Raw genomic sequence first — 22,168 nt, 5'->3', positions numbered from 1 at the left:
CTAATGCTGGTTACTGGTTGTTCGGGCTCTTCGAGTCCATCAACGAGATGAACTGGTCAAACAGCGGGTTCGCATCGTGCGGTCCGGCGGCTGATTCGGGGTGATACTGCACGGAGTACGCCATGTTGTTGTCCAATGCCACGCCTTCGACGGTGCCATCGTTCAGGCAGACATGTGTGATGGACGCCGGGCCGAAATCTGTCTCGAATGTGTCGCCTTCCTTGCCGCGGAGGGCAAAACCGTGATTTTGGCTCGTGATATCAATCTTTCCCGTGCGCAGGTTCTTCACCGGAACGTTGACTCCCCGGTGGCCGTAGCGCAGCTTGTATGTCTCGAGGCCAAGCGCACGACCTAAGATTTGGTTACCGAAGCAGATCCCGAAGAACGGAATCTCAGCAGCGATAATATCGCGAACAATCGCCACCATTTCGTCTGCGGTGGATGGGTCTCCTGGACCGTTCGAGACGAACACACCATCCGGTCGGTACTGTTCAATATCCTTTAGCTGAGTATTTGCCGGCACCACGACGGTCTCAATGCCCCGTTGTGCAAACTGCATAGGCGTAGCAGTCTTAATACCCATATCGTAGGCGACGACGGTGTAACGCTTCTCGCCTTCAGCGGGGATAGTGTACGGCTGCTTCGTCGAGACCTCTTCGCTGAGGTCTGCCCCAGCCATCGCAGGCTGCTCGTTCACCAGCTTCACTAGCTCATCGACTGGACGCTCGGTGTCTTCACTGACGAAAATTCCTGCCGCAATAGAGCCGTGATTGCGGAGATGACGCACCAGAGTACGAGTGTCCACCCCGTAGATGCCCGGGATACCTTCGTTTTCCATCTGTTCTGCAAGGCTGCGCTTTGCGCGCCAGCTCGAGTGCACGGTGGAAAGATCGCGGATCACAAGGCCAGCAGCCCAGATCTTGTTGTCGTGGGACTCATTGTCTTCGTCGTTCCAACCGGTGTTGCCGATCTGTGGGGCTGTAAGGGTCACGATCTGCTTGTGGTAGGACGGGTCAGTCATCGTTTCCTGGTAGCCCGTCATCGCGGTGCTAAACACTGCCTCTCCGAAGACCTGCTTCTTCGCCCCAAATGAGAAGCCTCGAAAAACCTTTCCGTCGCCAAGCACGAGAAGCGCTGGGATACGTTCATTAACCATATTGTTTAGTTCCTTTACTCGTTATCAGCTTGGTACGTAATAGCTCCACGCAGCATCGTCATTTTGACCTGCGCATTGAACTGCATTCCCTCGTATGGTGTGTTCGAGGCTTTCGACGCCAACTCTTCCGGCTCTACCGTCCACGGCGAATTCGGGTCGACCAAGGTGAGGTTTGCTGGTTCGCCAGCAGTAATCGGTCTCCCCTGGTCCTCCAGCCTCAAAATCTCAGCTGGTCTCTCACTCATTACCTTTGCGACGAACCGCCAGTCCGCCAACCCCGCTTCAACGAAGACACGCGCGATGATTGCCAGCGATGTCTCGAGCCCCAGCATGCCTGGCTTCGCGTGTTCAAACTCCACACACTTTTCTTCCGAACCGTGCGGGGCATGGTCCGTCGCAACTACGTCAATAATCCCGTTCAGCAAAGCGTCACGAAGCGCAATTGTGTCTCTGTGCTCACGCAGCGGCGGGTTTACCCGGAAGTTTCCGTTAAACGTTTCCAGCTTCTCATCTGTCAACAGCAGATGGTGCGGTGTAACCTCCGCCGTAATCTTTGAGGAATGCTGCTTCGCCAGGCGCAAGAGCTGAACAGTTCCTTCCGTCGAAGCGTGGCAGACGTGGAGACGTCCGCCGTAATCGCGCGACATGATCATGTCCCTGGCGACAATCGATTCTTCAGCTACGCGCGGCCATCCACGAAGGCCCAGCTTCGCAGCCATTGGCCCTTCGTGAGCGCTGGCGTCTTCAGTCAGACGGTGATCCTCGGCGTGTTGTGCGAGCAGCACATCATATGCTTTCGCATATTCAATTGCGCGCCGCATGATTTGTGGATCGTTCACGCATTTTCCGTCGTCCGAGAACATACGAACATGGGACTTCGACATCAATCCCATCTCGGTGAGCTGCTTGCCCTCAAGCCCTTGCGTGATAGATCCAACCGGGTACACGTCGCACTTACCGTAGCTTTGTCCCTTGTTCCACACTGCTTCAGCAAGGAATGGTTGGTCAATCACCGGCCGCGTATTAGCCATCGTAAACACGGCTGTAAAACCGCCCTTCGCAGCTGCGTAGGAACCTGTAGCGATGGTTTCCGTATCTTCCCTGCCCGGCTCACGGAGGTGGACGTGCATGTCCACCAGGCCAGGCAGCAGCACCCAACCCTGACCATCTAGTACTTCGTCAGCCTTCGAGGTATCGACGTCTTCCCCTACCGAAGCAATCTGCCCATCTTTGATCAGGACGTTTACGGTGGATTCGCCGTATGGCCGAACGTTTGTCAATGCAATTACTGACATTTCTAGCTATCCTCTCCAGCCAACAAAGCGAACAGCACAGCCATTCGCGTATAAACACCATTTGAGACCTGCTGCAGTACAGCAGTATTTTCGCGGTCTGCAACATCAAAGTTGATTTCCATACCGCGCAGCATTGGGCCCGGGTGCATGATGATGGCGCCAGGTTTCATTTGCTGTGCTCGCTGTTTGCTGAGTCCGAACAGCGTGGCGTACTCGCGGTGCGATGGGAAAAACCCGCCATGCATACGCTCTGCCTGAACGCGCAGCATCATTACAACGTCCGCGTCTGGAATCTCGGCATCAAAGTCGTAGCTGATACGGCATGGCCAGTACTCCGCCCCAACTGGCAACAGGGTTGGTGGTGCAACGAGTACGACATCCGCGCCAAGCTTCGACAGCAGTTGCACGTTGGAGCGTGCGACCCTTGAATGCAAAATATCGCCGACAATGATGATTTTCTTGCCGGCGATTTCACCAATCTTCTGACGCATCGTTACCGCATCAAGGAGCGCCTGCGTCGGGTGCTGGTTCTGGCCATCGCCCGCATTGACAACAGATACATTAGGAACCCAGTCAGCAATGAGTTTCGCTGCACCAGACGATGGGTGGCGAACGACAATGGCGTCAGCGCCGACTGCAGCGATCGTCGAGGCCGTATCCTTCAGCGACTCGCCCTTCTTCACGGAAGAAGAGGACGCAGAAATATTGATGACGTCAGCGCTCATCCACTTACCTGCAGTCTCGAATGAGGAGCGCGTGCGCGTTGAATTCTCGTAAAACAGCGTGAAGATCGTACGTCCACGCAGCGTTGGTAGCTTTTTAATCTCGCGACCCTCGAGGGTTTCTCGGAACCGATCTGCCTCATCCATGATGAGGTGAATGTCGTTAACGCTGAGATCGTCGATCGAAATCAGGTGCTTCATTCGGTGGTGACCTCCTTGGTCAGCGTCACCGCATCGATGTCATCAATTGGGGTCAGAGACACCGTGACATCTTCAGCAATGGCGGTTGGAATGTTCTTGCCAACGTAGTCGGCGCGAATTGGTAGTTGGCGGTGTCCACGATCAACTAGGACTGCAAGCTGAATAGTGCGTGGTCGCCCAAGATCCCGCAACGAATCGAGTGCCGCGCGGATGGTCCGACCGGAAAACAAAACATCATCTACGAGGATTATCGTTGCGTTATTGATCTCAACCGGAATGTTCGTCGGCATTAGCGCCCTATGAGGCTTGTCTCGGAGATCGTCTCGGTACAGCGTAATATCCAGGCTGCCTACGGGGACGGTGATCCCGGTAAACGACTGAATCGCATCCGCGATCCGCTCTGCTAGTGGCACTCCCCCCGAAGGAATACCCAATAGGACTGGAGTGTCTGAAGACTCCGAATCAAGCGCATTCTTTTCAATGATCTGGTGCGCGATGCGTGCAATTGTTCGCTCAACGTCACGCTCATTTAATAGCGCAGACGTCACGCGTTGCTTGTCACTCATCGAACCTCCTTCCCCGCCTCGCTGTGCGGAATTTAAAGGATGTCGAAATTGGTATTTGTCTATGCTGAGACTGGTCAGAATCTTAGCACCTTCACAAAGGCGTCTCGCTATATCGGTCAATAATTCTCTTCACTAGATTGCTCGCTTCCCCTATACAGGTGTACCCGCCAAGTTTTCTCAGGATTCCGCATAGGTAGTTGGCCGACGAATGATTGGTAGGGTTGGAACAATGACGACGCAACAAATCCCTGACCAGCCCAGTCCGGTTTCGCTTGCAGATGTTGCAGCCATTTTTGAAAATGAGGACCTTGAGTACCGCATTGAAGAAAATATTTTGCGAAGCGGATTCGTCAACTGCGCGACTGTGTGCGCTTTGGATGATAGTTATCTGATTTTCGAATCCATTTGGCGCGGTGCTGTGCCACAAGAAATGGCTTCACACTTGCTCTTGGCAATGAACGAACATAACCAAACCCATTTTGCGCCAACCTTGCGTTTCTTCGAAAACGAAACAGGAAGCGATGCACCATCGCTGGCGGTGAGCGCAATCCGTACGACAGACGTCACAAACGGGTTAACACCAGATCAATTGGGCGCATTTATCGTCACATCGATCGAATCAACACTGCAGGCTTTTGATTTTCTGGAAACGTCATTTCCCACGTTAGTGAACTGGAAGGACCCCCACGTTGAGCACTAGTACTTCTACACCCCAGGTAACGATCGAACGCATCATTGAACAAATGCGGGGTCACGGCATCGAACTGTCCGATGATCCGACAGGGCGCGTCGCGCATGCAAACCTGAATGATTTCCATGTCTTGTTTGTACTCCTGGACACCGTGTTGATCGTCCGCGCCGATGCCGAAACAGACGTTCCTTCCGACTCCACAGATCCCTCACTCTATCTCGCCGCGAACCAGACGAACTCTTCGCTGCTCGGTTGCCGCGCGGTTGTGGCAAACAGAGGGGAGACACTAGTTGTCCGTTCTGAAAGCGAGATACACGTTGCCGCGGGCATGACCGATGAACAACTTTCGAGTGCTCTCCGCCGTAGTGTCGACCAGGTGCTCTATGCACAAAATATGATGAAAGTGCTATCAGAAACGATCGCTGAAGCCGCCCAACGCGGAAACTAAAAAGTGGGAGGCAACGCGTTGATTCGTTGCCTCCCACTTTTTTACAGCGGAAAACTCGTTAAGCTTCCTCGCCCTCCTGACCGTCAGCAGGTTCTTCTGCGTGAGTCTGAGACATTGGAGCATTTTCAGATTGCGATTGAATTACTCCGTCGAGCACCGCGTGGATATACGGTGCCGCTTTCGCACCTGAGTATTGCGTAGCTAATTCAGCCGCATTCGAGATCGTGATTGGGGCATCAACCTCTGCGTTGAACAGGATCTCCCAGATACCTACGCGCAAGATCTGCCGATCCACTGCGGGGATTCGATCCAACTCCCAATCGCTGCTGAGAAACTTCTCGATTGCGTCGTCAATATCATCGAGCTGAAGGGCCACGCCCTCCACGATGGTCCGGGTATACGGAGCCACCGGGGCAATTTGATTCAGCGGGTTCTGAGACAGCGTCTCTCGGTCTTCGACAATAGCAACCGGGTCGATGTCTCTAGCTTCGGCTTCAAAGAGGATATCGACGGCTCTACGACGCGCACGGTATCGTGCGCCATGGCGTTTGAAATTCTCCATTAGTTGTTCACACGCGAAAGGTATTCACCAGTACGCGTATCAACCTTCACTACATTACCGGTCTCAAGAAACAGTGGGACCTGAATTTCGGCGCCGGTCTCCAGGGTTGCAGGCTTGGTGCCACCGGTGGAGCGATCGCCCTGCAGACCCGGCTCGGTGTGCTCGACCTTGAGATCGACCGAGATCGGTAGTTCTGCAAACAGTGCGTCGCCCTCGTAGAACGAGACCTGGACATGCATGTTTTCCAGCAGGAACTTTGCGGCATCACCGAACTTCTCTTCTGGAAGCTCGAACTGCTCAAAGGTCTTGTCGTCCATGACCACGTAGTTGGTTCCGTCGTTGTACAGGTAGGTCATGTCACGGCGGTCAACCGTTGCCGTGTCAACCTTAACGCCAGCGTTCCAGGTCTTGTCCACGGTTTTGCCGGAGACAACATCCTTCAACTTAGTACGAACGAAAGCTGGGCCTTTACCGGGCTTCACATGCTGGAACTCAACAATCTGCTGGAGTTTCCCATCTACCAACAGAACCAAACCGTTTTTAAAATCAGCAGTAGTTGCCACTTGAAGCCTTCCTTCTTTCTAACAATAGATGTGCTCTCGCAATCACAATTATGCTACAGCACGATGAGTTCCTTGGGGAACTGGGTGATAATACGTGGTGCACCGCTGGTGATAATCAGGGTGTCCTCAATTCGGACACCTCCCTTCCCAGGAACGTAAATACCCGGTTCGATGGTCAAGGTCATCGATGGTTCTAGCTCTCCAGTGCCAGTCAGCGCCGCGTATGGTCCCTCGTGCACATCCAACCCGATACCGTGACCCGTCGAGTGCACGAAGTATTCGCCGTAGCCCGCGTCTTCAATGATGCTTCTACATGCTTTGTCTACGTCGACTAACTTCGCACCTGCAACAGCCGCCTCGACACCTGCTTGCTGGGATTCACGAGTAACCTCGTAGATTTCGCGGAGAAACGCAGAAGGTTCCCCCACCGCAAATGTTCTTGTCATGTCGGAGTTGAACCCTGCACGGTACATTCCGAAATCAATCGTGACAAAGTCACCGTCTTCGATCACGCGGTCAGAGGCACCATGGTGCGGCTTAGCCGAATTCAAACCCGACGCGACAATCGTGTCAAAGCTCGGGCGATCAGCGCCAAGCAATCGCATCCGGTATTCCAAGTTGGCAGCGACTTGGCGCTCTGACTGTCCTGCTGCGAGCTCACCGGCGTCAACTAGTTCGCGAAGCGCTGTCGATGCCAGCTCCGCGGCCTCAGCCAAGCGTTGAAGCTCCAGTTCATCTTTCACTAACCGAATTCCCTCGATTTGTTGCGCGACAGGCACCAACGTCACCCCTTCAGGACAAGCCTGCTTCAGAGCCTCAAGCTGCGATGCACTGACATAGTCTGCTTCGTACCCAACGCGGTGGCCCTCCACAACTACGCTCAGCAGTTCGGTGGCGACTTTTCGGGTGATAGTTGCCTCGATATCAGGAACTTCTTCTGCGACCTGCGTCGCGTATCGCCCGTCTGTTGTGATACGAGCTGAGCGGTCTTTGGAGATCAATAGCGCACCATTGGAACCAGAGAATCCAGACAAGTAACGGACATGCGTCAAATGGGTTACTAACATGTCGTCGATCCGGTGACCAGCTAAAAGAGACGCCAGCTTACGGCGCCGGTTTTCAAATCGAGTATCTGCTAAACCCATTGGGACTCCTTCAAGTCGTTGATAAATACTTGCATTGCAAGCTCGTAACCTTCCAGACCAAGACCGGCAATTACGCCACGCGCTAACGGCGACAAATACGAATGATGTCGGAAGGCCTCACGCGAGAAAATATTCGAAATGTGCACCTCCACAAACCCCGGACCGTCTCCCAACTCAACAACAGCATCGCGCAGCGCCACTGATGTATGCGTAAAACCGCCCGGATTAATGATGACAGGCCATTTACTGTCAGCCGCCTCGTGCACCCAATCGATCAAGTCGCCCTCGTGGTTGGACTGACGAACCTCAACATCCACGCCTGCCGCTGTAGCCTTGCTCTGCAGCCGCTGTGTGAGTGTCTCCAAGGTTTCGGCGCCATAGATTTCGGGCTGCCGCTTGCCGAGTCTATCCAAGTTTGGTCCGTTGAGAACAAGGATCATCATCGCGCTAGTCCCCCATCATGGCTTCGTAAGCAGCACGCATCTCTTCTTTGGTGGCGTCTTCGATTCGTGTACAAGAACCGATACCATCGAGTACCACGAACCGAATGTGCCCGTTCTTATTCTTCTTATCGCGGGTCATTCCCTCATAGAGCTCATCGAACACGCCATGCTCGTAGCGCGTTGGCAACCCAGCCGCTTCAAGGATCGTACGGTGTAGCGAAACAACCGATTCGTCGATAAGTCCTCGCTGCAGCGCAAGGTACGCAACGAACATCATTCCCACAGCAACAGCATTTCCGTGCCGCCAACGGTACTGCTCACGACGCTCGATTGCATGACCAAGCGTGTGCCCATAGTTCAAGATTTCACGGAGTCCCGACTCTTTGAGGTCCTCGGAGACAACGCCTGCTTTGACAGCGACAGAGCGCTCGATAAGCTCAGGCCAGTGACGAGAGGCACCCTCCTGGAATAGATCCAAAATCTTTTGGTCAGCGATAAAACCCGTCTTGATCAACTCTGCGGAGCCAGACACGATCTCTTCTTCTGGAAGGGTGTACAGGCGTTCCAAGTCGATGAAGACGCCCTTCGGCTCATGAAATGCACCGACCAGGTTCTTACCTTCCGCTGTGTTCATCCCAGTCTTCCCGCCTACTGCGGCGTCCACCATTGCTAGCAATGTAGTTGGGACATGCACGACGTCAATGCCACGCATCCAAGTAGCAGCGATAAATCCACCCATATCAGTTGCTGCACCGCCGCCCACAGTGACCACGGCGTCCTGCCTCGAGAAACCGGCACGCCCAAGAACATCCCAAAGTTCACTTGCAACCGCAATGCTCTTGCCGTCCTCCGCATCAGGGACGGCCGCCAGGTGGGGTTCAATGTTGTTGTTTTCTAAGTCTTGCGCGATACTTCGTGCAACGGCAGCTAGCGGAGGTTGATGCACGATCAGGGCCTTCCTCGCCCCAAGCTCCTGCACGCGAATACCGACCTTCATAGTTGTGTCGTGGTCGATGAAGACCTGATACGGCTGGGGCCCACAAACATCCACTACGGCCATGACTCGCCTTTCTTCTCTCTAGGAATCGTTCTATTCGCTATCGATGACGCCTAACACTTCAGCAACGATGCGCTGTGGCGGACGATCGTCAGTGCGAACGCGGTAGTCAGCAACCTCGCGGTAGAAGGGCTCACGTTCAGTAAGCAACGCCTGGTAACGCGCTTCAGGGTCTTCTGCTGCCAACACTGGACGAGTCCCGTCTCCTGCAGTCCGTCGAGTGCCCTCTTTCACCCCGACGTCAACCCACACGACAAGGTGGTTTTCTAACAGAGCTCTCGTCTCAGGCCGAACCACAGCGCCACCGCCTAGGCTCACAACGCCCTTGCTCCCTAATACCTGCTTCACAACCTCGTGCTCAAGATCACGAAACGCATCCTCCCCCAACGATGCATAGACTTCACCGCACGGTTTACCTTCAGCTTGTTCGATTATCGAATCAGAATCCACGAACTGAAGGTTCAATGCCCTCCCTAATCGACGCCCAATCGTCGTCTTCCCAGCGCCTGGAGGGCCAACAAGCACGACTTTTGGAATACCGGACTCGCACGACCCTAGAACCTCGTCTATGGCTGGTCGGGAACCTGTATCTGCGTTCACAGTCATCCTTTCTTTGCGGACTACTCCCCGTCAAAACGGAAGCGCTGCGCAACGTATTGCTGATACGACGCAATATTACGCCTCAACTCGTCGAGACTGTCCCCACCGAACTTTTTCAATGTCGCTTCCGCAAGCACAAGTGCCACCATCGCCTCTGCAACCACGCCTCCCGCTGGGACAGCACAGATATCGGATCGCTGGTGAATACCTGTGGCCTCCGCTCCGGTAGCCATATCGATAGATTGCAGCGCGCGAGGCACCGTAGAAATCGGCTTGAAGGCAGCTCGCACACGAAGCTGCTCACCGTTGGTCATACCACCCTCAAGGCCACCGGCTCGGTTAGACAGCCGCTGAACCCGGCCATCTTTCAACGTAATCTCGTCGTGCGCTTGCGACCCTCTGCGCGTAGCAGTCTCAAAACCATCTCCGATTTCGACGCCCTTCACGGATTGAATGCTCATCAAGGCGCCCGCAAGCTGAGCGTCGAGGCGTGCTTCCCCAGAGATGTGGGAGCCCAGGCCGATAGGGAGGCCGTCGACAATTACCTCGACGACTCCACCCAAGGTGTCCCCTGCTTTCTTTGCGGATTCGATACACGCAACCATCGAGGCTTCTGCTTCCTTGCTCGCGGCACGTACCGGAGAGGCGTCGATAGCATCAATGTCAGCAAACGAAGGCAACACGTCACGATCAGGCACTGAGTCCCCAATTGAAACCACGTGCGAAAACACCTCAACGCCCAGGGCCTCACGCAAAAGCGCACGCGCAACCGCTCCTGCGGCGACTCGCGCAGCCGTTTCACGTGCTGACGAACGCTCAAGCACAGGTCGTGCCGAATCGAATCCGTATTTGATCATGCCTGGAAGATCCGCATGCCCTGGTCGCGGCCGAGTCAACTTTGCACCACGCCCAGACGACATGGCCTTCTGCACATCTTCATTCGAAGTATCCAACGGATGCGGAGACATAATCGTCGTCCACTTTGGCCACTCGGTATTGCCGATCTGAATCGCGATCGGACTACCAATCGTGGTGCCGTGCACAACTCCAGCGAGCAGCTCCAGCTTGTCTTGCTCAAACTTCATCCGCGCGCCGCGTCCATACCCGAGACGGCGACGAGCGAGCTGATGTGCGATCTCCTGCTCAGTAATTGGCACGCCAGCAGGCATATCCTCAACAAGTGCTATCAGGGCTTGGCCGTGGGATTCTCCGGCAGTGGTCCAGCGAAACATGATGGCTATTCTGTCACACTTCTCATGAGAAGATGCAGTTTCCGGCATAGATTCCAATTACTGCCCAACTCGCCAACACCATCGACGGGCCATGTGGAACACGGCGAGACCTCACGAGTAACGCGAAACATACCGTGCAGAAGCTGCTTATAAACAACGCCGCAATAACACCGATGAATCCCCCAGCCGCTGCTGAAGCAACGCCCAGTGGAAGCGCGAGTTTGATGTCACCGCCACCAATGCCCTGTCCAAACAGCAAATAGGTAGCAGGCCAAAGCATACCCACAGATAAGAAGGGCTCGAACGCGACGGCAATGACAGCCACAACGCACAGTGGCAGCGTGAGCCAATTAGGCAACCGCGCGTATTTCAGGTCGTACCAGCATGTCACTATCGACCAGGCCAACCCCAGAGCGACCGCGCCCCAAACAACTCCCCCCGCCATCTTCTAGTGACTTTGCTGCTCTAGCGCGTTCCAATGCTCCACGAGCGCCGTTTCCATTTCTTCACGCGGCGCATTGCGTCCCGTGAACTGTTCGAACTGTGAGAACGCCTGCCCCGCTAGCATCGTCAGCCCCCCGACTGCTTTGTAACCGTTCGCAGCAGATTGGGATACCAGCGGAGTCGGCCACGGATCATATATGACGTCGAGCAACGGGGCGTGAGCCAGCTGCTGAACATAGGGCCGCAGCGTATCTGCGGGGACAGTCGAAACAACCACGTCAGCAGCAGCCGTAACTTTGAAAAGATCACTGTCAAAAGATACGAAGTTGCACCTAATGCCTTCCGTCAGTCCTCGAAGCTCGCCGCTCCTATCTGAACGATTGATAACAGTAATTTCCTCAACCCCTCGTTCCCGAAGGGCCCAAATCACAGCCCGAGAAGTACCGCCGGCGCCGATCACGACCGCTCGTTGGATATCTGCTCCGCCAAGCAAACGGCGAAGCGCGTACAGCACTCCTTCGCAGTCAGTGTTATCCGCCCGCCACCCCTGGTGTGTGCGGACCAGGGTGTTCGCGGACCCGATCGCAATTGCCCGATCGGTTGCCCGATCCGCGACCTTTAACGCAGCAAACTTGCCGGGCATCGTAACTGAAAACCCTTGGAAACTCTCGTCCGCCTCAAGCACGACCCTGGGAAGGTCTGCTTCGACGCACTCAATCCTTGTGTAACGCCAATCATCGAGCCCCAGAGCCTTATACCCAGCGTGGTGCAAGACCGGTGAGAGTGAATGCTTAATCGGGGAACCGAGGACGGCTGCTTGGTACATTACTGCTCCCGATTTCCTTCGCGCTGAGAATCGAGAATGCCAGAGTCATACGCGCGCTGCGTATCCTCCAAATGCTTATCAAAAGTGCGGTTAAAGACTGTCGTGCCATCCTTATCGATGGTCACAAAGAACAGCCAATCACCTTCTGCAGGCCGCTCCATCGCCTCAATTGCTTCCATCGATGGTGATGCAATCGGCGTTTGCGGTAGTCCATCCATCGCGTACGTGTTCCAAGGAGTGACCCGCTCACGGTCCTCACGTGACGTCGCAACCTCAACAGAGGGCAACCCATAGTTGACGGTCGAGTCAAACTCGAGACGCATAGGCTCTTTGAGACGGTTCAGGATAACTCGAGCCACCTTATCGAACTCTCCGGCAGGAGCCTCACGCTCAACCAGAGATGCAGCTACGACGAGTTCGTACGGAGTCAATCCAACTGACTTTGCCCTCGTGACTATGTCTGTCGCTTCATACTGCTTTGCAGATCGCGTAATCAAATCAGTGAGCACGGCCTCGGCAGACGCCCCTGGATCCACGATGTACTCACCCGGAGCAATAAGTCCTTCAAGACGTTTCGCGTCTCCCGCTCGAGCGTTCACTACCTCGAGTGCCCACTCTGGAACGCCGAGGCTCGCCGGATCCGCATCGGCCGCAACGTGGTGCAGCTCTTCAACAGTAACGCAACCAGGTTTGACTTCTTCACCACAAGAAACTTGCTGAATCATGGACAAGATACCAAGACGCCGTTGCCCACCAACGACGTTGACATCCATGAGCGTTGCACCCCCATAAACCTGTAGTGGCGTTACGCGCTTAGATGGGTCGAGCAGCGCAGCCACGGCACTGTCCGCACTCATCTCACCTTCCAAGCGGTAAAATCCAGGCTGAATGTTGTCCGAGTCCGCATTATTCGCAGCTGCAGTCTGGAACGCTCCGTTCGAAGCAACAATGCCACGTTCTTCAAGCTCAGGACCCAGCGACGAAATGTTCGAGCCCTCGGGGATCTCGACGACTTGTTCCTCACCATTACCGGTACCGTTAAAATCGGCGTTCGTGCCGTTACGCATCACCGCGATCCAGGCAATCAATCCAATGATCAGCAAGATCGACGTTACGAGCACCGCCGTGCCCCGTGTACGTCGTTTCGAGGTTGTTGGGGTCGTCACGATTGATTCTCCTTGAAGTAATTCGTTCGGCCGTCCAGCCAGGATTGCAAAATCTCAACCGCCGCAGCTTGATCAATCACACTACGACCAGCGCGCTCGTTCACGCCGCTCGCACGCAAGGCGTGAGCTGCAGCAACAGTTGTTAGACGTTCATCAGCCATTCTTACGGGAAGCCCAGATCGTCGCCTAATCCGGAACGCGATCTCTTTCGCGTGTTTGACGCTACGTGAGCCGTGACCTTTTAAATCGCGTGGCAGACCAACAACAACTTCAACGATCTTGTACTCGTCGATGATGTCGATGATTCTATCGATATCTGCTCCGTCGCGATCTTTAAATCCTGTAACACGGGCAACAGTCTCAAGTGGAGTCGCTAGCTTTGCATCACGGTCTGACGATGCGACACCGATACGAACTGTACCGACGTCAATTCCGAGGCGACGTCCCGGCCCGGGATCTTGAACCCCGGGGCGATCGGGCTGCACCGTCATACCATCACTCCAACCGTTTACTCTGTGCCTTCCCTTAAAACCTACTGGTTTTTTGGGACAACGGATATCCAAATACGGCGTGTCGCACTATTGATCCGTGCTTACGGGGCTTAGGCACCAAGTACGTCGCGGATTGCCTTGAAGCCGGCATCGATACCATCAGCGGAAGAGCCGGAGCCCTGAGCAAGGTTCGGCTTGCCGCCACCGCGCCCGTTGACGTATTCACCGAAGGACTTCACAAGTTCGCCAGCCTTGATCCCGCTCTCTACCGCCGCACTGGTAGCCGCAAACACGAACGGCACCTTGCCGCCGTTATCAGAGGCCAGCGCAATGACCGCGGCCTCACCTTCCAGCTTTCCGCGAAGGTCGTTCGCCAAGGTGCGAACATCGCCAGCTTCGATACCGTCGGGCAGCTTCGCAGCAATCACCTTGTACGCACCAATGGTCTCTGCGCGGTCCAAGAACTCACCAGTCTTCGACAGCAACTGCTGACGGTGCAAATTCTCAATCTCTTTTTCAGCAGCTCGGAGCCGCTCTGTGAGCTGCGCAATGCGCTCCGGCAGCTGGCCTGTTGGAGTCTTGAGCTCGGCAGCGAGCCCCGAGGCCAGTGCAGCTTCTTTCGAAAAGTACTGGAAGGAGTCCATGCCGGAGTACGCCTCGATACGGCGTGCGCCAGAGCCAACAGAAGACTCGCCGAGCACAGCAACAGGTCCAATCTGTGACGAGTGCTCAACGTGTGTACCACCGCACAGCTCAATAGAGAACGGCCCGCCGATCTCTACCACCCGCACCTGGTCACCGTAGTTCTCGCCGAATAGCGCCATCGCGCCCATTTCCTTCGCCTTTGATAGCGAAGTTTCGATGGTGTTAACCGCGAAGTCTGCGTCCACCGCCTGGTTCGTAATGGTTGCAATCTCCTGGAGCTGAGCATCAGTCAGCTGTTCGGTGTAGTTGAAGTCGAAACGCAGGTAGCCAGGCTTGTTCATCGAACCAGCCTGGACAGCGGTTGGGCCGAGCACCTGACGTAGCGCAGCGTGAATGAGGTGGGTAGCGGTATGCGCCTGTCGCGCCCCATGACGCCACTTCTCATCAACTTCAGCTTGTACCTGATCGCCGAGGCCAATGCCGCCATGTTCCACGGTTGCCTTGTGCACCCACAGTTTCTTGCCGATCTTCTGCACGTCGTGAACTTGCAACATCGTATCGCCAACGCGAATCAGACCGCGGTCGGCCATCTGGCCACCGGCTTCGGCGTACATCGGAGTGACGTCGAGAATAACCTCGACCTCATCGCCTTCCGCAGCCTCGTTCACCTTGTCACCGTCGCGGACGAGACCGAGGACTCGGGCATCATGCTCAAGTTCTGAATAGCCCACAAACTCGGTCGGGTGGTTGTCCACCCACTCCCGATAGAGCGATTCATCAACGTTACGGTGCTTCTTCGCTTTATTGTCAGCCTTCGCCCGAGCTCGCTGCTCCTGCATGGCGGAGTTAAATGCGTCCATATCGACGTCAAGTCCGGCCTCATGCGCCATCTCCAACGTCAAGTCAATTGGGAAACCGTACGTGTCGTGGAGTTCGAATGCCTGCTGGCCAGGCAGAGTCTTCGCTCCGGATGCACGCAGTTGCTCGACTGTTTCGTCGAATCGGTGTGTACCGGATTCGAGGGTCTTCAAGAAGGCACGTTCTTCAGCCAAAGCAACCCGCAGGATACGTTCCCGGTTCTTCGCGATCTCCGGGAACGACGGCGTCATTGTATCCATAATGGTGTTCATGAAGACCTCAAGCACGTTCCCAGTTGCGCCTAGAAGACGTGCAGAGCGAACAATTCGGCGCAGCAAGCGGCGCAGAATGTAACCGCGCCCCTCGTTCGACGGCGTAACACCGTCGAGAATGATCATCATGCCTGTACGCGAGTGGTCCGCAATCACGCGGAACCTTACATCATCTTCGTGCACTCCTGCGTCGTACTTAGTGCCGGTAAGCTCAACTGCCGCGTCAATAACGGGGCGGAGCAGATCTGTTTCATACACATTGTCGACGCCCTGCAGCAGGCAGGCAACGCGTTCGATGCCTAGCCCGGTATCGATGTTCTTCTTTGGCAACTCTCCGACGAGCTCAAAGTTGCCCTTCTTGTCGCCCTCACCGCGAATCGACTCCATGAAGACCAAGTTCCAGATCTCCATGTAGCGGTTATCGTCAGCGATTGGCCCGCCCTCTTTACCGTATTCAGGGCCACGGTCATAGTAGATCTCCGAGCACGGACCACATGGCCCAGGAATACCCATGGACCAGAAGTTGTCCTCCATGCCCATTCGCTGGATATGCGACGGATCTACCCCGATCTTGTTTTCCCAAATCGAAGCAGCCTCGTCGTCATCCAGATACACCGTCACCCACAGCCGCTCTGGGTCGAGGCCGTAACCGCCATCCTCTACGCTGCCCGTCAGCAGCTCCCATGCGTGAGTAATCGCGCCTTCCTTGAAATACTGGCCGAAGGAGAAGTTGCCGGCCATCTGGAAAAACGTATTGTGGCGAGTCGTGATACCTACTTCTTCAATATCAAGCGTTCTCACGCACTTTTGAATCGAAGTCGCTTTCCCATGTTCAAAGGGAGGGTTCTGTTGGCCAAGAAAATACGGCTTGAACGGAACCATGCCCGCATTCACGAACAGCAGTGTCGGATCGTCCAAGATAAGCGATGCGCTCGGAACTGGTGTATGTCCTGCACGAACGAAGTGCTGCGTAAAGCGCTCACGAATCTCATGGGTTTGCACGGAGTAGTTTCCTTTCAAGTTCGAATCAATCTCGAACTACTCTACCCCTCAACCACGTACTAACCTACGCAGCCTACCCAAGAACCCGGAAATTCTTCGCTCGTCACCGTGGTCCGTTGGTGTGTAGTAGACCGCATCCTCTAAGCCGTCGGGAATGTACTGTTGTTGTACTACCCCCTTCGGGTCATCATGCGGGTAGACATAACCGACTGCATTGCCCATCGCTTTCGCGCCCTCATAATGCCCGTCCCGTAAATGCGCTGGAACCGGGCCGATCTTTCCCGCGCGCACGTCCTCCTGGGCGCGCGTAATCGCCTGAATCACTGCTGGCGATTTTGGCGCGGTAGCCAAATGAATCGTCGCTTGTGCAAGTGTCAGTCGACCCTCAGGCATCCCGATCAGCTGTACCGCCTGCGCTGCGGCAACTGCAGTTTGCAACGCTGATGGATCGGCCATACCAATGTCCTCCGAAGCATGAATGACCAGCCTGCGCGCTATAAAGCGAGGATCCTCACCAGCTTCAATCATCCGTGCCAAATAGTGCAACGCTGCGTCGACATCTGAGCCTCGAATCGACTTGATGAATGCGGAAACTACGTCGTAGTGCTGGTCGCCGTCCCGGTCGTAACGCACCACCGCACGGTTCACGCTTTCCCTCACGACATCAAGAGTGATTGTCTCCCCCGGTTCGACTGATGCTGCAGCTGCCTCCAAGTACGTCAAACTGCGGCGTGCATCTCCACCCGCCAAGGCTATGAGTTGTGCTCGCGCATCGTCGGCAAGCTTCACGGAACCCGCGAGCCCACGTTCGTCTTGTATCGCTCGATCAATCACCACGCCGAGGTCTTCAGCCGACAAGGATTCAAGTTTCAGAAGCAACGAGCGTGAAAGCAGCGGGGCTACCACGCTAAACGACGGATTCTCTGTCGTAGCCGCTACAAGCAACACCGTGCGATTCTCGACGGCAGCTAACAGCGCATCCTGTTGAGTCTTAGAAAACCGATGAACCTCGTCAATAAACAGGACCGTACTCTCACCCGAGATCAAATCTCTACGCGCTGCATCGATGACCGCGCGGATCTCCTTCACCCCTGAAGACAGTGCAGAAAGACCAACGAAGTTTTGCCCCATTGTTTTAGCGATCAACGAAGCGATGGTTGTTTTACCAGTACCAGGTGGACCGTAAAGTATCACTGAGGCTGCACCCGATCCTTCTACAAGTCGACGTAGAGGTTTGCCCTCGGAAAGAAGATGCTGCTGCCCAGCAACTTCATCCAAACTCTGAGGGCGCATTCGGGCAGCGAGTGGTGCACCGTGACCTGCTGCAAAAAAGTCTGAGCCACGTTGTGCGCCACCATCATTGGCAGTCTGCTGGCCACTAGTCGGTAAGGAGTTACCGAATAGATCACCCTGCGACATGTTTACTCTCCTCAAAAACTACCGCTCAGTCCCGGCAGGCCGACCACCTGTGAGAAAAGCCGGAGCCCCAACAACCTACACGGTTGCCGACGCTCCGGCACGCGTTTGTTTCATTGCGCCGGCTCATCCGTGCGCAATGTCGACGCTACTTCTTCGGCTTAAAATCAACGCCAGTCTCTTTACGCTGCTCGTCTGGAATAGGCGCAGGCGCATCCGTCAGTGGGTCTACGCCGCCGCCGGACTTCGGGAAGGCAATGACGTCACGAATGGAGTCAAACCCGCCAAGCAAGGACACAATGCGGTCCCAGCCGAATGCGATGCCGCCGTGCGGTGGCGCACCGTAAGCAAATGCCTCAAGCAGGAAGCCAAACTTCTCCTTGGCTTCTTCCTCGGTGATGCCCATGACTTCGAAGACACGCTGCTGGACGTCTCTCTCGTGAATACGAATGGATCCGCCACCGATTTCGTTGCCGTTGCAGACAATGTCGTATGCGTATGCCAGAGCTTCGCCTGGGTTCTTCTCGAAGTCTGCCTTGAATTCTGGCTTCGGCGAGGTAAACGCGTGGTGCACAGCGGTCCACTTCGAGTGGCCAAGCGCAACGTCTCCGGAGGCTGTCGCGTCAGCGGACGGCTCGAACATAGGAGCATCAACCACCCAAGTAAACGCCCAATCGCCTTCCTTAATCAGGCCAAGCTTGCGAGCGATTTCCCCTCGCGCTGCGCCGAGCAATGCACGTGCACTCTTCGCGTCACCTGCTGCGAAGAAGATGCAGTCGCCAGGCTTCGCACCAACGTGTGCTGCAATGCCGGCCTTCTCTTCCTCGGTGATGTTCTTCGCAACAGGACCACCGAGCTCGCCGTCCTCCTGCACCAAGATGTACGCCAGGCCCTTCGCGCCACGCTGCTTTGCCCAATCCTGCCAGGCATCAAGCTGACGGCGGGGCTGCGAAGCGCCACCATCCATGACAACGGCACCGACGTAGTCATTCTGGAAGACGCGGAAGGTCGTGTCCTTGAAAAACTCAGTGCAGTCCACCAGCTGAATATCGAAACGAAGGTCCGGCTTGTCCGAGCCGTACTTCTCCATCGCGTCTTTGTATGTCATGCGCGGGATCGGAGTAGAGACCTCGTAGCCGATCAGCTTCCACAACTCAACAACGATCTGCTCCGCGAGAGCGATGATGTCGTCCTGGTCGATAAAGCTCGCCTCGATATCGAGCTGTGTGAACTCCGGCTGACGGTCCGCACGGAAGTCTTCGTCGCGGTAGCAGCGCGCGATCTGGTAGTAGCGTTCCATGCCACTGACCATCAAAAGCTGTTTGAACAGCTGTGGCGACTGCGGCAATGCGTACCAGGTACCAGGGCGCAAACGGGCCGGCACCAGGAAATCACGCGCACCTTCAGGGGTAGAACGGGTCAACGTTGGCGTTTCAATTTCCGTGAAATCATTCGCGTCCAACACCTTACGTGCTGCGCGATTCGCCGCTGCGCGGAGGCGAAGTGCTGCGGCCTGTCGCTCACGACGAAGGTCAAGGTAGCGGTACTTCAAGCGAGTCTCTTCGCCTACCTCGTTCGAGGAGGCGTCCTCAATCTGGAACGGCAACGCAGCAGCCTTGTTGAGCACCTTCAGCTCAGAAACGTTGACCTCGATCTCACCCGACGCAAGGTTCGGGTTAGCCGAGCCCTCTGGGCGTGGTTCAACAACACCAGTTACCTGAATGCAGTACTCGCTACGCAAATCGTGCGCAGCTTCAGCGACTTCCGAATCCCTAAAAACCACCTGCGCGTAGCCAGAGCGGTCACGCAAGTCGATAAAAATAACGCCACCGTGGTCGCGCCTACGGCCTACCCAACCTGCCAGCGTGACGGTTTGTCCTTCAAGGTCTTTGCGGAGCTCGCCCGCGAGATGAGTGCGCAGCACAGTCTGTTCCACGTCCTTCCACGTGAGGTACAACATTAACTGTTGAAAGTGTACCCCCTTTGTCTCGCATGCGAAGGGACGGGTCCGAAGACCGTACCAATTCCCCATAAACGCCTGCGTCTATGGCATGCTTGTCCCATGACGTTTAACAGCAACTATCAGCGCGGAAGTGGCTACGCAAAGACTGGTTCAGGTGGGCGGCGTGGCGTCCCAATCGCCGCAGGCGGCGGTATTGGTGGACTTGTACTCATAGTTCTCTTTATTGCACTGGGCGGAAATCCGGCTGATCTCATCGAGCAATCTCCATCCGGCACAGAGCCGGATTCGAGCTACTCCTTGGAGCATTGCAACGAGGACAACGCTGCTAACAAATACGACGACTGCCGGGTCGAGGCAGCCGGCGTATCCGTCAACAGTGTTTGGAAAACTCTTTTGCCAGAGCAAGCTGGCCTTGACTACACCGAACCAGGCCTCACCTTGTTCCGGGACGCGACGCAGACTGGCTGCGGCTACGCTTCCTCAGCTACTGGTCCTTTCTATTGCCCCGCCGACCAAACAGCGTACTTTGACACCACGTTTTTTGAGCAGCTCAATGCACTCGGCGGGAACGACGCCCCGTTCACGCAAATGTATGTGACGGCTCACGAGTTTGGACACCACGTGCAGCAGATTGAGGGCACCCTCGGTCTCAGCAACTATAACGATCCTGGTGAGCATTCTGCTGCCGTAGCCATCGAAATGCAGGCCGACTGCTACGCGGGTATCTGGGCACATTACGCGGACAAGGGTGACAACGCGTTGCTTGAGCCGCTAACTGAAGACGACGTCCTCGCTGCAATTGAGACCGCACAGGCTATCGGGGACGACAACATCCAACGCCGCTCGGGCGGCGACGTCAACCCTGATACCTGGACACATGGTTCTTCTGAGCAGCGAAAGACTGCGTTTATGTCCGGGTACAGGACCGGCAAAATGTCCGCCTGCGACACTCTCAACCGTGGCGTCTACAACAGCTAAATCTTTCTGGTGATGTAACATCGCGCGCATGTCACACAATGCAGTCAGCGTCGTTGATTTGTTCAGCATCGGAATCGGCCCATCGTCTTCTCATACGGTGGGCCCTATGCGTGCCGCGCTTGCATTTATCGAGGATTTGAGTGAAGCGCCCGCCGCAGTCAAGGTTGAGCTGCGAGGCTCCTTGGCGGCAACGGGTGTGGGCCACGGAACCGACCGAGCTGTGCTACTGGGACTTGTCGGTTATACCCCACTTACTACTTCTGCGGACACCCGGCCGCTTCCTGGTGAGCTCATTCCAGAACGAGGGCACATCCAAGGTCCAGAGCGTGAACTCGACTATGAAGTCGCGATGAACCCGGTGCCCGTCGCTAAGCACCCAAACTGCCTGATTTTCGATGCGTGGAACACCGAGGGCGTGCGCATCGCTTCCCGTAAAGAGTACTACTCCGTTGGCGGTGGTTTTATCCTCGACCGCACGCAGATGGAAGCAAACCGCGACCAGGCGGGCGTCGCCACCGTACGCGATGCGGTTAACGTCCCCTACCCATTTTCCGATGGTGCGTCCCTAATGCGCCAGTGCGAAACTCATCAGCTATCTATCGCAGAACTCATGCGTGCGAACGAAGAAGCGATACACGGCAAGGACGTCCTGGATGCTCACCTCGACGCGGTCTGGGACACCATGCAAGAGTGCGTCGCCCACGGCCTAAAAACGGAAGGCGAGCTTCCAGGTGGACTATCAGTTCGTCGCCGCGCTCCTCGGCTACATCGCTTATTGACGGCCGAATACGAGGCCTCCGCATCTCGCGGCCTTGACGCGATGGAATGGGTCAACTTGTACGCTCTCGCTGTCAATGAGGAAAACGCCGCGCACGGGCGCATCGTGACCGCCCCGACGAATGGTGCGGCGGGGATTATCCCGGCTGTCATGCACTACTGCCGGGATTTTACCGACGACTTCGACAGGGATGCTGCGCATCAGTTCCTGCTGACCGCTGGAGCGATCGGCGCCATCATTAAGACGAACGCTTCCATTTCCGGTGCCGAAGTCGGGTGTCAGGGCGAGGTAGGGTCCGCATCGTCCATGGCCGCAGCCGGTATGTGCGCAATTCTGGGCGGCACTCCGCAGCAGATAGAGAACGCTGCTGAGATTGGCCTCGAGCACAACCTCGGACTCACATGTGATCCAGTGGCTGGCCTTGTGCAGATTCCTTGCATAGAACGAAATGCCATCGGAGCGGTGAAATCAATCAACGCGGCCCGCCTAGCCAAGCTTGGTGATGGAACCAATAAAGTCACGCTCGATGATGTAGTAGAAACGATGGCAGCGACAGGCCACGACATGATGAGCAAGTACAAAGAGACGTCAATGGGAGGCCTCGCTGTACAGCTTGGCCTCCCGGTCAACATCACAGAGTGCTAAATC

The 22,168-nt window shown here is 55.6% G+C and carries 22 protein-coding genes; 4 read left to right on the top strand and 18 right to left on the bottom strand.

From position 1 onward, the window contains the following. Positions 1–10: 10 nt before the first annotated feature. Genes carA through pyrR form a run of 4 tightly spaced genes read right to left on the bottom strand, consistent with a single transcriptional unit; the run spans position 11 to position 3,940 of the window. Positions 11–1,156, bottom strand: a complete 1,146-nt coding sequence (carA, locus tag KBX14_RS01625; protein WP_070477051.1) for a glutamine-hydrolyzing carbamoyl-phosphate synthase small subunit — start codon at positions 1,154–1,156, stop codon at positions 11–13. A 14-nt stretch (positions 1,157–1,170) separates the two neighbouring features. Beyond that, positions 1,171–2,451 (bottom strand): dihydroorotase, encoded by a 1,281-nt coding sequence (locus KBX14_RS01620; protein WP_256041722.1) that lies wholly within the window; start codon positions 2,449–2,451, stop codon positions 1,171–1,173. Between the two features lie 2 nt (positions 2,452–2,453). Further along, the gene (locus tag KBX14_RS01615; RefSeq protein ID WP_070362400.1) at positions 2,454–3,374 is read right to left on the bottom strand and encodes an aspartate carbamoyltransferase catalytic subunit; all 921 of its coding nucleotides are present in this window, start codon (positions 3,372–3,374) and stop codon (positions 2,454–2,456) included. After that, the gene (gene pyrR, locus KBX14_RS01610) at positions 3,371–3,940 is read right to left on the bottom strand and encodes a bifunctional pyr operon transcriptional regulator/uracil phosphoribosyltransferase PyrR (protein ID WP_070362399.1); all 570 of its coding nucleotides are present in this window, start codon (positions 3,938–3,940) and stop codon (positions 3,371–3,373) included. Before pyrR ends, KBX14_RS01615 begins: the two co-directional genes overlap by 4 nt. Before the next feature lie 229 nt (positions 3,941–4,169). On the opposite strand from pyrR, the gene KBX14_RS01605 reads away from it, so the two are divergent. Next, positions 4,170–4,640, top strand: a complete 471-nt coding sequence (locus KBX14_RS01605; RefSeq protein ID WP_070362398.1) for a hypothetical protein — start codon at positions 4,170–4,172, stop codon at positions 4,638–4,640. Then, positions 4,630–5,079, top strand: coding sequence for a YbjN domain-containing protein (locus tag KBX14_RS01600; protein WP_070362397.1), 450 nt, complete (start codon positions 4,630–4,632; stop codon positions 5,077–5,079). Before KBX14_RS01605 ends, KBX14_RS01600 begins: the two co-directional genes overlap by 11 nt. A gap of 58 nt (positions 5,080–5,137) precedes the next feature. Here the strand turns inward: KBX14_RS01600 and nusB are convergent, their stop codons facing one another. The 14 genes from nusB to aspS all read right to left on the bottom strand — a co-directional run bounded on the left by nusB (position 5,138) and on the right by aspS (position 19,725). Next, the gene (gene nusB / locus KBX14_RS01595; protein ID WP_070362396.1) at positions 5,138–5,641 is read right to left on the bottom strand and encodes a transcription antitermination factor NusB; all 504 of its coding nucleotides are present in this window, start codon (positions 5,639–5,641) and stop codon (positions 5,138–5,140) included. After that, positions 5,641–6,204, bottom strand: coding sequence for an elongation factor P (gene efp, locus KBX14_RS01590; RefSeq protein ID WP_070362395.1), 564 nt, complete (start codon positions 6,202–6,204; stop codon positions 5,641–5,643). Before efp ends, nusB begins: the two co-directional genes overlap by 1 nt. Before the next feature lie 53 nt (positions 6,205–6,257). Next, a complete protein-coding gene (locus KBX14_RS01585; protein WP_256000217.1) occupies positions 6,258–7,349 on the bottom strand; it encodes an aminopeptidase P family protein in 1,092 nt (363 codons plus the stop codon). Then, positions 7,340–7,792: a type II 3-dehydroquinate dehydratase gene (aroQ, locus tag KBX14_RS01580; protein ID WP_070976837.1), complete on the bottom strand. Its 453-nt coding sequence runs from the start codon at positions 7,790–7,792 to the stop codon at positions 7,340–7,342. Before aroQ ends, KBX14_RS01585 begins: the two co-directional genes overlap by 10 nt. A gap of 4 nt (positions 7,793–7,796) precedes the next feature. Beyond that, complete coding sequence (gene aroB, locus KBX14_RS01575; RefSeq protein ID WP_070976834.1) at positions 7,797–8,852, bottom strand: 3-dehydroquinate synthase; 1,056 nt, start codon at positions 8,850–8,852, stop codon at positions 7,797–7,799. A gap of 30 nt (positions 8,853–8,882) precedes the next feature. Then, the gene (locus KBX14_RS01570) at positions 8,883–9,419 is read right to left on the bottom strand and encodes a shikimate kinase (protein ID WP_070977196.1); all 537 of its coding nucleotides are present in this window, start codon (positions 9,417–9,419) and stop codon (positions 8,883–8,885) included. 50 nt (positions 9,420–9,469) lie between these two features. Continuing rightward, positions 9,470–10,681, bottom strand: a complete 1,212-nt coding sequence (aroC, locus tag KBX14_RS01565; protein WP_256008146.1) for a chorismate synthase — start codon at positions 10,679–10,681, stop codon at positions 9,470–9,472. 22 nt (positions 10,682–10,703) lie between these two features. Beyond that, the gene (locus KBX14_RS01560; protein WP_083329543.1) at positions 10,704–11,126 is read right to left on the bottom strand and encodes an A24 family peptidase; all 423 of its coding nucleotides are present in this window, start codon (positions 11,124–11,126) and stop codon (positions 10,704–10,706) included. A gap of 3 nt (positions 11,127–11,129) precedes the next feature. Beyond that, positions 11,130–11,951: a shikimate dehydrogenase gene (locus KBX14_RS01555; RefSeq protein WP_070976829.1), complete on the bottom strand. Its 822-nt coding sequence runs from the start codon at positions 11,949–11,951 to the stop codon at positions 11,130–11,132. After that, a complete protein-coding gene (gene mltG, locus KBX14_RS01550) occupies positions 11,951–13,117 on the bottom strand; it encodes an endolytic transglycosylase MltG (protein WP_070477037.1) in 1,167 nt (388 codons plus the stop codon). Before mltG ends, KBX14_RS01555 begins: the two co-directional genes overlap by 1 nt. Further along, complete coding sequence (gene ruvX, locus KBX14_RS01545) at positions 13,114–13,608, bottom strand: Holliday junction resolvase RuvX (protein ID WP_070362388.1); 495 nt, start codon at positions 13,606–13,608, stop codon at positions 13,114–13,116. Before ruvX ends, mltG begins: the two co-directional genes overlap by 4 nt. A gap of 110 nt (positions 13,609–13,718) precedes the next feature. After that, positions 13,719–16,385, bottom strand: coding sequence for an alanine--tRNA ligase (gene alaS / locus KBX14_RS01540; protein WP_070477035.1), 2,667 nt, complete (start codon positions 16,383–16,385; stop codon positions 13,719–13,721). A gap of 48 nt (positions 16,386–16,433) precedes the next feature. After that, positions 16,434–17,804, bottom strand: a complete 1,371-nt coding sequence (locus KBX14_RS01535) for a replication-associated recombination protein A (RefSeq protein WP_256041721.1) — start codon at positions 17,802–17,804, stop codon at positions 16,434–16,436. A gap of 145 nt (positions 17,805–17,949) precedes the next feature. Next, complete coding sequence (gene aspS, locus KBX14_RS01530; protein ID WP_070977190.1) at positions 17,950–19,725, bottom strand: aspartate--tRNA ligase; 1,776 nt, start codon at positions 19,723–19,725, stop codon at positions 17,950–17,952. Positions 19,726–19,839: 114 nt separating this feature from the next. Here aspS and KBX14_RS01525 point away from each other — a divergent pair, with 114 nt between their 5' ends. Continuing rightward, on the top strand, positions 19,840–20,742 hold the full coding sequence (locus KBX14_RS01525; protein WP_256041766.1) for a neutral zinc metallopeptidase: 903 nt from the start codon (positions 19,840–19,842) through the stop codon (positions 20,740–20,742). Positions 20,743–20,770: 28 nt separating this feature from the next. Then, positions 20,771–22,165, top strand: a complete 1,395-nt coding sequence (locus tag KBX14_RS01520; protein WP_070976820.1) for an L-serine ammonia-lyase — start codon at positions 20,771–20,773, stop codon at positions 22,163–22,165. Positions 22,166–22,168: the final 3 nt, after the last annotated feature.

The sequence above is a fragment of the Corynebacterium sp. CCUG 61414 genome (assembly GCF_024453945.1).
Classification (GTDB): Bacteria; Actinomycetota; Actinomycetes; order Mycobacteriales; family Mycobacteriaceae; genus Corynebacterium; species Corynebacterium pseudogenitalium.
The sequence above is the reverse complement of the archived record's forward strand: the minus strand, read 5'-3'. Positions and strand labels throughout refer to the sequence as shown.

Excerpts from the sequence above, each read along its gene's own strand:
- KBX14_RS01585 (WP_256000217.1), bottom strand. The coding sequence starts at position 7,349 with ATGGGTTTAGCAGATACTCGATTTGAAAACCGGCGCCGTAAGCTGGCG.
- KBX14_RS01535 (WP_256041721.1), bottom strand. The coding sequence starts at position 17,804 with ATGTCGCAGGGTGATCTATTCGGTAACTCCTTACCGACTAGTGGCCAG.
- nusB (WP_070362396.1), bottom strand. The coding sequence starts at position 5,641 with ATGGAGAATTTCAAACGCCATGGCGCACGATACCGTGCGCGTCGTAGA.
- KBX14_RS01620 (WP_256041722.1), bottom strand. The coding sequence starts at position 2,451 with ATGTCAGTAATTGCATTGACAAACGTTCGGCCATACGGCGAATCCACC.
- aroB (WP_070976834.1), bottom strand. The coding sequence starts at position 8,852 with ATGGCCGTAGTGGATGTTTGTGGGCCCCAGCCGTATCAGGTCTTCATC.
- carA (WP_070477051.1), bottom strand. The coding sequence starts at position 1,156 with ATGGTTAATGAACGTATCCCAGCGCTTCTCGTGCTTGGCGACGGAAAG.
- KBX14_RS01555 (WP_070976829.1), bottom strand. The coding sequence starts at position 11,951 with ATGTACCAAGCAGCCGTCCTCGGTTCCCCGATTAAGCATTCACTCTCA.
- ruvX (WP_070362388.1), bottom strand. The coding sequence starts at position 13,608 with ATGACGGTGCAGCCCGATCGCCCCGGGGTTCAAGATCCCGGGCCGGGA.
- aroQ (WP_070976837.1), bottom strand. The coding sequence starts at position 7,792 with ATGATGATCCTTGTTCTCAACGGACCAAACTTGGATAGACTCGGCAAG.
- pyrR (WP_070362399.1), bottom strand. The coding sequence starts at position 3,940 with ATGAGTGACAAGCAACGCGTGACGTCTGCGCTATTAAATGAGCGTGAC.
- KBX14_RS01605 (WP_070362398.1), top strand. The coding sequence starts at position 4,170 with ATGACGACGCAACAAATCCCTGACCAGCCCAGTCCGGTTTCGCTTGCA.
- KBX14_RS01615 (WP_070362400.1), bottom strand. The coding sequence starts at position 3,374 with ATGAAGCACCTGATTTCGATCGACGATCTCAGCGTTAACGACATTCAC.
- aroC (WP_256008146.1), bottom strand. The coding sequence starts at position 10,681 with ATGTTTCGCTGGACCACTGCCGGAGAATCCCACGGCCAAGCCCTGATA.
- KBX14_RS01520 (WP_070976820.1), top strand. The coding sequence starts at position 20,771 with ATGTCACACAATGCAGTCAGCGTCGTTGATTTGTTCAGCATCGGAATC.
- KBX14_RS01560 (WP_083329543.1), bottom strand. The coding sequence starts at position 11,126 with ATGGCGGGGGGAGTTGTTTGGGGCGCGGTCGCTCTGGGGTTGGCCTGG.